The sequence below is a fragment of the Streptomyces sp. SA15 genome, assembly GCF_002291145.1.
Classification (GTDB): Bacteria; Actinomycetota; Actinomycetes; order Streptomycetales; family Streptomycetaceae; genus Streptomyces.
On the sequence record NZ_NTGE01000089.1, the window covers coordinates 1 to 9,803 of the forward strand.

Annotated in this window: 11 protein-coding genes; 8 read left to right on the forward strand and 3 right to left on the reverse strand. The window is 69.4% G+C overall.

The features are described 5' to 3' along the window. Positions 1-162 precede the first annotated feature (162 nt). Entirely contained in the window at positions 163-330 is a 168-nt protein-coding gene (locus CLM62_RS51530) for an SDR family oxidoreductase (protein WP_257003879.1), read from the forward strand. 455 nt (positions 331-785) lie between these two features. Here the strand turns inward: CLM62_RS51530 and CLM62_RS16535 are convergent, their stop codons facing one another. After that, a complete protein-coding gene (locus CLM62_RS16535; RefSeq protein WP_143659092.1) occupies positions 786-1,004 on the reverse strand; it encodes a hypothetical protein in 219 nt (72 codons plus the stop codon). Positions 1,005-1,493: 489 nt separating this feature from the next. Here CLM62_RS16535 and CLM62_RS16540 point away from each other — a divergent pair, with 489 nt between their 5' ends. The 6 genes from CLM62_RS16540 to CLM62_RS51535 all read left to right on the forward strand — a co-directional run bounded on the left by CLM62_RS16540 (position 1,494) and on the right by CLM62_RS51535 (position 7,158). Continuing rightward, entirely contained in the window at positions 1,494-2,324 is an 831-nt protein-coding gene (locus CLM62_RS16540) for a replication-relaxation family protein (protein WP_257003880.1), read from the forward strand. A gap of 261 nt (positions 2,325-2,585) precedes the next feature. Continuing rightward, on the forward strand, positions 2,586-3,014 hold the full coding sequence (locus CLM62_RS16545) for a hypothetical protein (protein WP_095750642.1): 429 nt from the start codon (positions 2,586-2,588) through the stop codon (positions 3,012-3,014). Positions 3,015-3,099: 85 nt separating this feature from the next. Further along, the gene (locus CLM62_RS16550; protein WP_095750643.1) at positions 3,100-4,158 is read left to right on the forward strand and encodes a hypothetical protein; all 1,059 of its coding nucleotides are present in this window, start codon (positions 3,100-3,102) and stop codon (positions 4,156-4,158) included. A 154-nt stretch (positions 4,159-4,312) separates the two neighbouring features. After that, positions 4,313-4,807 carry a hypothetical protein gene (locus CLM62_RS16555; RefSeq protein WP_095750644.1) on the forward strand — a complete coding sequence of 165 codons (495 nt, stop codon included), beginning with the start codon at positions 4,313-4,315 and terminating at the stop codon, positions 4,805-4,807. A 142-nt stretch (positions 4,808-4,949) separates the two neighbouring features. After that, complete coding sequence (locus CLM62_RS16560; protein WP_095750645.1) at positions 4,950-6,200, forward strand: aminoglycoside phosphotransferase family protein; 1,251 nt, start codon at positions 4,950-4,952, stop codon at positions 6,198-6,200. Positions 6,201-7,023: 823 nt separating this feature from the next. Next, positions 7,024-7,158: a hypothetical protein gene (locus tag CLM62_RS51535; protein ID WP_257003881.1), complete on the forward strand. Its 135-nt coding sequence runs from the start codon at positions 7,024-7,026 to the stop codon at positions 7,156-7,158. A gap of 57 nt (positions 7,159-7,215) precedes the next feature. Here CLM62_RS51535 and CLM62_RS51540 read toward each other — a convergent pair whose 3' ends face one another. Beyond that, entirely contained in the window at positions 7,216-8,211 is a 996-nt protein-coding gene (locus tag CLM62_RS51540) for a hypothetical protein (protein ID WP_095750647.1), read from the reverse strand. A gap of 177 nt (positions 8,212-8,388) precedes the next feature. Next, on the reverse strand, positions 8,389-8,700 hold the full coding sequence (locus tag CLM62_RS16575; protein ID WP_179382120.1) for a hypothetical protein: 312 nt from the start codon (positions 8,698-8,700) through the stop codon (positions 8,389-8,391). A gap of 180 nt (positions 8,701-8,880) precedes the next feature. On the opposite strand from CLM62_RS16575, the gene CLM62_RS16580 reads away from it, so the two are divergent. Then, on the forward strand, positions 8,881-9,174 hold the full coding sequence (locus CLM62_RS16580; RefSeq protein WP_095750648.1) for a hypothetical protein: 294 nt from the start codon (positions 8,881-8,883) through the stop codon (positions 9,172-9,174). Positions 9,175-9,803: the final 629 nt, after the last annotated feature.

Sequence of the window (9,803 nt, forward strand, 5' to 3'; positions counted from 1 at the left end):
CACCGCCGCACTGGACCGGATGCACGCCACCAACTACCTCGGCGTGATCGCCGTCATCCGGGCCGCCTCCCGAGTGCTGCGCGCGGGCGGCCGCATCATCACGGTGAGTTCCGGACTGGGCTCCCGGCCAACGTCGTGGAGGCCGGACTGATGGAGGGCGGCATGCAACCGCCGGACCCCGAGACCCTCAAGGCCCTGGTCAGCTCGCTGTCCCTGCAACGCATGGGGCACCCCGACGAAATCGCCGCGGCGATCGCCTTCCTGGCGAGCCCCGCCGCGTCGTACGTCACGGGCGCGGTGCTGGACGCCCACGGCGGCTACAACGCCTGAACCCGAACCCCTGCCGCGCGCCCCGAAGGACATCGCGCCTTCGGGGCGCGCACCGCCGACGACCCGCGACAAGGCGTACGACTCGAAGGCTGTGCGCGGTGAGCTGCGACGCCGCTGCATCCAGGCGCTGATCTCCCGCAAGGGCTCCCCGAACCGCAAGGGCCTGGGCAAGCTCCGCTAGTCGCCGAGCAGATCGCCCTGCTCCACCAGTTCAAACGCCTCGCGGTCCGCTGGGAACGACGTATCGAACTCCACGACGCCTTCGTCTCGTTGGCTTGCAGCCTCATCTGCTCCACACGCCTCAAGAAGACCGGATCGTGATCGCGTTACGAGCTCTAAGGAGAGCGGCTCCTGACGAACGATCTTCTCCGCGGACTGCCGCCCACGACCAGGGTGAGTCCCCCGAGTACGGGTCACACCAGCCCTTCGACCTGCGCCTTCAAGTTGGCGGAGGCTCACGGGTCGCCCTCGGCGGCGCTGGGCAGCGCGGTGATCGGGGTGACGATGCGGTCGGCGACGTCTATGAGCAGCGTGCGCAGCCGCGGCTGGGCGTTCGCGAGCATGCCGGCTGTTTCGGTGTCACCTTCCTGAAGCGACTGGACGTAGTGGAAGGCGGTCATCACCGCGTTCGGGGACATCGGGGCGAGCGGCATAGCGGCGGGGGTCTGAGACATGGACAGCTCCTCACAAGGGTGATCGCCGTGCTGGTCACGGCGTCACGAGAGCAGCCTCGGACGGTTTGCCTGTGGACAGAATCTGCCGCCGGACGGGGGAGAGATCTCCGTCCGGCCGTCCGTGACGATCACGGCTCAGTATCGGCACCCGGTGGAGTGTCACACGGTCGGCTTTTTCGACACCTCTAGCAAGTGACGGCGGGATTCTGTCCGGAGTCCCGCGCCATCTGCGTGAGGAGCCTTCTCATGACGTACAGCAGCGCCCGGCAGCCCGAACGGGAGCCGCGCCCCACCTGGACAAGGGGTGCTGAGCACCTGTCGGGCGGCCCGGAAGGCAGTGCCGCGTCCAGTGCCGCGAACGATTCCAACGTCGTTCCCATCACCGCAGCTCACACTGTCCGCCAGAGGGCCTCCCGGCACGCTGACATCTCTCTCCCTTCCCCTGAGACGTCGGCGAAGGGGAAGAAGTCCACTCCCACGGCCGGGAGGGTGCGGGCCGATGCGCTGCGGCTGCTGGGGTGCGTGCGGATAGCGACGGCCCGGCAGATGGCTCAGGTGATCACGGCGGAGGATCGCGACGGCCGGTCGTATGTGCGCAGGGCGATGAAGGAGCTGGCGGAGCTTGGGCTGGCGGAGACGAACGGCAAGGACGGCAAGCATCAGATCTGGAACCTGACGGCGGCAGGGCAGAAGGCTCTGGCCGACGGCAACGAGCTGCCGCCCCGTCCGAAGGCCGGCACCGGCGCGAAGGCCGTTCGGGCAGGGTTCGGACCGCACGGTGTCGCGGTGACCGACACGATCCTTGCCTACACCGACACGGTCCTCGCCGGCGGCCGCGAGTATCTGACCGACTGGCAGGTGGAGGTGAACCACGCCATCAAGGAGATCGGCCTGAGCTTCAACACCGACGCCGTGCTTGCCGTGCCGACCAAGACCAGCGAGGTGCGCCTCTTCGAGATCGACAACGGCACCATGTCCCAGGCCCGCCTCGCCAAGGAGGTCTGGGACTACGAGCGCTACGCCGGACACCGCGTCTGGGAGGGAGCACGCGGCACCAACGGCCGCACGTTCCCGTTCTGGCAGCGCCACCGCTACACTCGCTCGGAGCGCTTCCCGCGGCTGCATGTCGTCCTGGCGGGCAAGGAGGAGCACCTGCTCGACAACCGCCGCCAGGCGCTCACCGCCGACGTGAAGGGCATCACCATCGCAGTGTGGGTGAACACCCTGCCCCGGCTAAAGCGCGGCGAGCTCTGGTACGAGATCGGAGTCGACGATCCGGACCGGCGCCGCGACCGCTACCCGGAGCCCGTAGGCCGCTGAAGGGGCGGAGTAGGCCTGCCGGAGACGACGACGCTCCCTCGCCCAACAGGCCTGGGGGAGCGCCGTTCTGCGGCCTGTTTTGCCGAAGCCTGGCGGCTGCGCGGGTCCGGCCCGGTTGGCCCGAGTCCCCACCACAGCCGGCCCGGGGGCCGATAGGGTTTCCAACGCCGCAGACCTTGTGGGCGAGTCGCGTGAGGCCGCGCAGCTGCACCACCAGGCGGTGCCAGGACCTGTGAATCCGCTGTTCTGAAGGAGATTCCAGTGACCGAGGTTCCTCGAGAGGAACGCTGCCCGTACTTCGCGTGCACCGCGTGCGGGCTGATCGGGGAGCCGGATTCCGCGGACTACGCCCTCACGGGCGACCGAGGACACGTCGACTGGACCCGGCCGGTGACCGTGGGCTGCGGCTTCTGCCGTACACACACCCAGATCACCAGCAGCGACATCCTGGACCGCGACACCGAGCATGCCTGTTCCCGCTGCGGAACCCGCACCGCCTGCCCGGCAGGCGCCGATCGGGTCATCTGCTGGGGCTGTGGCATCAACGAACCCGGAGCCGCTTCTGTCGGGGCCCGCGCCACCTACCGGCAGGACGTTGAGCACGGCGCCAATCAGTGGGCCACCGCCCGCGTCCGCGTCGCTGAAGAGGACGCACGCGCCCGTGGGGCACTGCCCGGCTGGGCCTCGTAGCCCTCAGTCATTGAAAGCCGCCCGAGCGCCCTGGCCGGCCCGAAAAATCCGCCTCAATGTCAGTGGCGGCGGCCACACATGATCCATGACGCTCGATCGTGCCGACGCGGCACCACCGCTGCTGATCCCCTCCGGATCGGCGATCAACCCGATGGTGCTGGACCGGCCGATGCTGCTGCCCATCCTCGACGCCAACGCCCTCCTGGTCGAAGCCTGCGCGCTGGCCAAGAACGATGGCCGACACAACAGCGTCACCGCGCTGGCCGCGACCGGCCGTGCCACCCCGTACATTGCCGCGCACGTTCCTGGCGAGGTCGACGAACACCTCGCCAAGGTCGCCGCCCACTTCAAGGTGCCCGAACGCCAGGCGCGTCACGTGCTCAACCGGCAGATCCTGCCCGCCCTTCGGGTGGTCGACCTGGAGATCCGCGATCACCTGTCCCCGCGGACCCGGCACATCCTGCACGTCGACCCGGACATGCCGCGCAAGTACAGAGGCGATCCGGACGACGCGCCCACGATGGCGCTCGCAGAGTTCCTCGGACCGTGCGTCATCGTCACCCAGGACAGCGTCTTCCACCGCTTCGGGTTTGCCGTCATCGACTGGATCCCGGTAGTCCAGAGCATGATGCGCGTCGCAGGCCTGGAGGCCACCGCCGCGAACGCGCTGACCGTCATCGACTGTGCACTGCGGCTGTCCGGCGCGGGCGCTCACCGCCTGGTCGTCCTCGCCGGACGCAACCCGCTGCTCGCGACGGCCGCTGTGGCCGGCCTGCTGGGGTGGTGCTACCGAAACGGCTACCTGACCCGCGACAACTGGCGGCGGCGCCTTGCGCGGGCAGGGGAGGCGACGGTGCCCCTGCTGGAGCTGGCCGACGCGGCGATGACCGAGTACCGGTCGCTCAGCGACTCGCTCCTGGTGGTGGAGCCCCCGGCCTATCCCACCCGCGAGAAGCTGGCCGCCCGTCACCTCGCGCGCTGCGGCGGGCCCCTGACGCCCGGCGAGCTGCGTGACGCGCTCGCCCGGCGCGGCCACATCATCTCCGCCGCGCAGCTGAAGCGGGACATGCAGACCCACGGCGCGTTCGTCCGCGCTCCCGGCGACCTGTGGACCATCGGCCGTCCGGTGCGGCAGCAGACCTGACCCGGGCACGCCCGAGACGCAGCCGCGGGGCCGCCCGGCGGGACGGCCCTCGAAGTCGCCGCGCCGCCCGGCGGGATGACGAGGGTCAAGGCGCGCACTGCGCCCCGGCTACGGCGTACTCAGGTGTTCCGACGTCATCAACCGGAAGGCAGCCATGATGCCCAGCAAGGAGCAGAACAAGGGCGCGCCGGCCAGGAACGGCGACCCAGGAGACCTGTGGCACGCGATGGCCCGTCTCCACGCAGCCCATCCCGAGCCGGTCGGCCTCGGCTGGCCGTTCGAGCGGCCAGCGGCACGGTTGTCGATCGTGAAGCCGGAGGACACTGTCCTCTCAGCGCGGGTGGAACTGTTCGAGGGAGAGCCGGTGCGCCGCCTTCACGACGTGCTCGACACGGTGACGCGCGACCTCGCCGGGGACAACGGGTTCGGCGAGTACGCTCTCGTGCCCGATGTCGCGCTGGAACTCATGATCGGCATGCGGGAGGAACTGCCGCTGCACACCGGCCACGTCGCAGGCCTCACCCAGCTCCTGCGGGACGCCATCGGCACCATCGGCGCCCGCAGCACACCAGGGGGCGAGCAGTGCTTCCACTGCGAGGGGACCGGGCGTGCCCGACCGCTCTGGGAGCGGTCGTTGTTGGCTACGTAGGTGAGACCTGACACCGTTTGTCAGCGAGTCTGGGCATCACTTGTTGATCACGGGGGTGTGAAATGTCGACGAGAATTGACACCACGACCACGCCTTTGCCCGCCTACCTCCGGGGGCGAGGACGCTACGTCAGACTTAGGCGATGAGCCGGACAGTCAGTGCATGGGTCACTTCAGGTGGGGACTTTCTCGGCGCCACCGGGCCGTTTCCCGTGGACGTCCCGTGGTGGTCGGAGGTCGAGCCGGTCATCGCGCGTCTTCACCACACGCTCGGCGTTCCGGTGATGGTGCTGCGCTTGCTGGACGTCGAGGGCGGAGACGGAGCCCGCGACGGCCATGTCACCTACCACGTAGAGGCGCTGCGCCGCCCAACGCCGGGCCTGCTGATGCATGCTCCCCTCGCTGACAGCCTGCTGAAGCTGACCGGGCATGAGGACCTACGCGCCCCGTGGGCCCGGGCAGACGGTCTGTGGGAGATCCTCGGCTGGGCGTCCGACACACTGGCCGCGGCCGGCCGTCCGGTGACCGGGCCGGTCGAGCAGCGAAGAACATGGAATCTGGCCGGACTGTTCCGCCTGCCCACGGCCCAGGGCCCCGTCTGGTTGAAGACCACACCGCACTTCGCCGCCGATGAAGCCGCCGTCATCTCCGCGTTCGCCTGGGTCGACCCGGGCCTCGTCCCGACGGTCGTGGGGGCCGGAGCGCGGAGGATCCTGCTGGAACACCTGCCCGGCGAGGATTGCTGGGATGCCTCCCCTGAAACCATCACCAGCGCCGTGAGCCGCCTTGTAGCCGCCCAGGCCGCCGTAGCCGGCCTCCCGGAAGGCCGCCCGCGCGGGCTGCGGGACCGGCGGACGTCCGTCATCGCCGCCCAGGTCCGCGACCTCCTCGATGGAGAGGTTGCCCGCGAACTCCCTGCGGAAGAACTGGCCGCCACCCGCGAACTGCTCGACCGCTGGCCCATGCTGGACGAATGCGGCCTGCCGGACACTATCGTGCACGGCGATTTCCACCCCGGTAACTGGCGCAGCGACGGCGGCCCTCCGGTCGTCATCGACTTCGCCGACGCCCACTGGGGCAACCCGGTACTGGACGGTTTGCGAGCGTACGACTACCTGCCCGAAGCCAAGCGGCCCACTGCCGCCCGGGCCTGGATCGACGCCTGGGAAAGGCACCTCCCCGGCTGCCAGCCAAGACGTGCGCTGGCCATCGCGGAACCGCTCGCCCACTTGTCCTACGCCCTGCGCTACCAGGAGTTCCTTGACGGCATCGAACCGTCAGAGAAGGTCTACCACCTCGGCGATCCCGTCGCCGTCATCCGCCACGCCCTGCGGTGCGCGAGCGTGCCGAACCCGCACTTCGAAGCGCAGGACCTTCGGTCGGGCCTTGAATGAATGCCTCGCTCGCGCGGCTGCTAGGGGGTGTTTCGAAAGTGGTGGTCACAGCCACTTTCGAAACACCCCCTAGTCCATACCGCCTTGCCTGTCGGTGCGGCGTCACGTGAATCGCACGGCTTCTTGCGCGGTCCAGCCGCACCGACGCGGCCGCGGTCTTCGCCGTGCGGAAGCCGACTCCGTACTTGCGCTGCAGGGCCCGGTCCGACAGGCCCGCACGGGCAACACAGCGGATCTCCGCGTACAGCTCGACCTTGGACTTGGGCGGCATCGGCGCCCCTCACAACGAGAAGCACACCGGTCCTCCCACCGCAAGCCCCCAAGTGGTGTCAAAACTGGGCGATATCACTCTCCGCCAACCCCAGGCGCTGTCGCCTCTGACCGACAAGTGGTGTCAGATCCCACCTACAAAGCCACGTTGTCAACCGGCCACGACGTCGCGTAGTTCCCGTACAGCGCTCGCGGGGGTGCTGGGCGGGGATCGCCTCGAACAGGTCTAGGGCGCGGCGGCGGACTAGGGCGGTGCGGTAGTCGCCGGGCAGTCCGGTCAGGGTCCAACACACCCGGCGCCCGGGCCTCCTTGCTGTCGAGAACCGGGGCCGGGATGTTGGTGTTCCCGCGTACGCTCGGATCGCCCGCCATGCCCTCACCTCAGGAGACCCCGGTGACCGCACAGGAGCCCCGCCTCAACCCCGCCTCCAGTCGCGGAGGAGAGGACTCCCCGGCACCAGTGATTCCCGGATGCACGCGTGTCGAACGACAGATCACAGCACGCGGCGCGAATGCGGATGAACTCGAAGCCCTCGGCTTGCCCAGGTACGCCATGCCTCCAGTCGTGGTCTACCAGGCCATTCAGTACGACCAAGACGGCAACGTCCTGGCGGCCACGACCACCGTCGTCCCGTCCCAGCATCCGACTCCCGAGGGCTGGGAGCTTTCGGATCTGGGCGACCGATAGCACCTCTGTATCCAGGACGTGCCACGCACAGAGGTCCCTTGACGCGTGGTCACGGGTTCAGGCGGCCAGGGCGTCCCACAAGTCGCGTACGGCGCGCTCGCGGTGGTGCTGGGCGGGGATTGCCTCGTACAGGTCCTGGGCGCGGCGGCGGACCAGGCCGGTGCGGTAGTCCGCGGGCAGTCCGGTCAGGGCGTCGACCGTACGGCGGCACGCTTGCTCGGTGTCGCCGTCGTGATGGGAGCAGGCGGCGGCGTCGATGTTCAGCAGGGTGCGCGTCATGGTGCTGGTCGGCGCGGACAGCTCCAGGGCACGCTGCTGGCTCTCGTTCGCGCGGCGGGTGTCTCCGAGCGTGGTGAAGGCGTGGCTGAGGTGGACGTGGTGCTTCTGTTCCCCGTACGTCAGCCAGGTGTCCGACCGTTCGCCCTCGGGGAGCCGGTCCATGAGGGCGTCGGCGGCCGCGAGAGCCAGACGGGCCTGCTCGGGCTGGTGGTTGAGGGCGTAGGCGCGGGCGGCGACCGCGGCCGCCAGCGCCGCCGCGGCGGTCGGCCGGTGCCCGGCGACGTGACGGGCCCGTTCGGCGAGGCCGGCCGCCGCTTTTGGGGCTCCGTAGTTGAGCGGGACCATCGCCTCGCGGGCGAGGACCCAGGCGTGCAGCTGGTCGTCGCTGGATTCGGCGGCGGCCCGGGCGGCGGTGGCGAACCAGGCGCGGGATTCCCGGCGGCTGCCCAGGTCGTGTAAGACGATCGCGGTCATCCCGGCCATCTGTCCGGCCGTGCGGCACAGCCGCGCCCGTACCGGGGCGGGCTGCGGGACGGTGAGCAGCGGGCGCAGGGTCGTGAAGTCGGTGACCAGGTCGGCCAGGACGCGGGTGGGCTGCTGGCCGTGGTAGCCGTACCCGTAGCTCTCGGCTGCGGCCTCCAGATCGGCGAGGTCCTGGGGCGCGTCGGGGGAGAGGCTCTGGTCGACGTCGGTCCGGGCGGCGGTGAGCGCGGCGAGCGCCGGAGCGGTGAGGCCGGCGGCGAGCGCGCCACGAAGCAGGTTACGGCGCTTCATCGGATCATCTCCATGGTCGGACTCAGTGCTGAGGGCGGCGGTGTCCTCCCAAGGTTGCGCACCAAGCCCCTGGAAGGCACCGGGAATGCGAAGACCGCCGACGATCCGTTCCACGGTGGCCAGCGCGGTGACCGAGGCGGTGCCCCGGGCGATCTGGCCGACGCACTCGGTGCGTGACTATGTGGCAGCGAGGTGGAAGAGTTCCGGTACGCCTTGGGCGTGTTGGTAGGGCTTGAAGTGGGGGAGCAGGTCGTCGACGAGTTTCATGCAGCGGGGTGCTCCGGTGCGGCGGGCCAGGAGCAGGGACTGGGTGGCGGCGGCCGCGGCGGGCTCGGGTTCGTTCAGATCGAGGTGGCTCGCGGCGCGGTAGGCGAGGAACACGCCACGGGTCTTGTCCCGGGCCGTGGGCAGCAGGCGTTCGCCCTCGGTGATGAGCTGGTGGGCGCGGCCGGTGTCACCGAGGTCCAGGAGGGCTTGGCCGGAGTCCACGGCGAGATCGGCCTTTATGTTGGCGCTTCAGTCTGTCTCACAGATCATGCAGTTACGCGAGCGCAACTGCTGTCTCAGGGGGCCATGTGGAGCGCATACATACGCCATCCGTCCTTGATCCCGAAGAGGTGAGGGTCCTCGCCGGGGATCGTCAGGAAGCCGTCGTCCTTATGCTCACCGGTGGCCCAGGCGGTGAAGGAGATCCTGGAAGCGCCGCAGACCTGCCGCCCGGAACCGGAGGAGCTGCGGGCGAAGGTATCCCGGCTGAAGAAGGCGGAGCGCGAACTTCGCAGCGAGCACGCCGCCGAGATCCGCGAACTGAAGGACACCCTGGCCACCTACGCCAACCAGATCCAGGTCCTGACCTTGCGCAACGTCGAACTGGAGGCACACAACGCCCGCCTCATCGAACGTCTGCGCCATTCCGGGGAGAACGTCGCGGTCCTGCCGGCCCCGGGGCGTCCTTCGCCCTGACGAGACGCATCGCCTGCCGGTTCGCGCGGTCGTCAGCAGTGTGACTACGTTCTGCCTCTTCGATCGTGAGCGGAGCCAGAGCTCGAGGCTAGTTCAGTGAACCACTGACCGGACCAGCCGCACACTCAGTGGTCGGGCTGCCCGGCACCGGCCCCAGCGCAGGTGGGGAATTGCGTGACGCCGAAACCTAGCACGGCTCAGGTGCCGGGCCCCGGTCTACGGACCCCGTTCCCCGATCAAGGCCGGGGCCCGGGGCTCGGCTTGAGCCTGACGCCCAGCAGCCCGGCCGAGGGCAGGCACTCATCGTGCCGAGTCACGCTACGCGCGGCCATCTCCTGGGAGTGCTGGCACGGCCGGCCACCGATGGTCAGGTGGGGGGCGCAAACCCCCGCCCCGGGCCGCGGCGTCGCCTCCGCCAAGTTGCGGAATCACCCACACGGCCCATCCTGAAAGTGGGCGCACGATCCCCGGGCGAGCACTGCTTGCAAGCAATCCACCCAGCAACGAACCCGACCGGGAGGGATCGACGATGCCACCAGTGGCGCAGATTCGCCGGATCATCTTCAACGACGAAGAGATCGGCATGGGCTTTAACAGCGGAACCGGCCAGGCGATCGGATCAGCCTTGG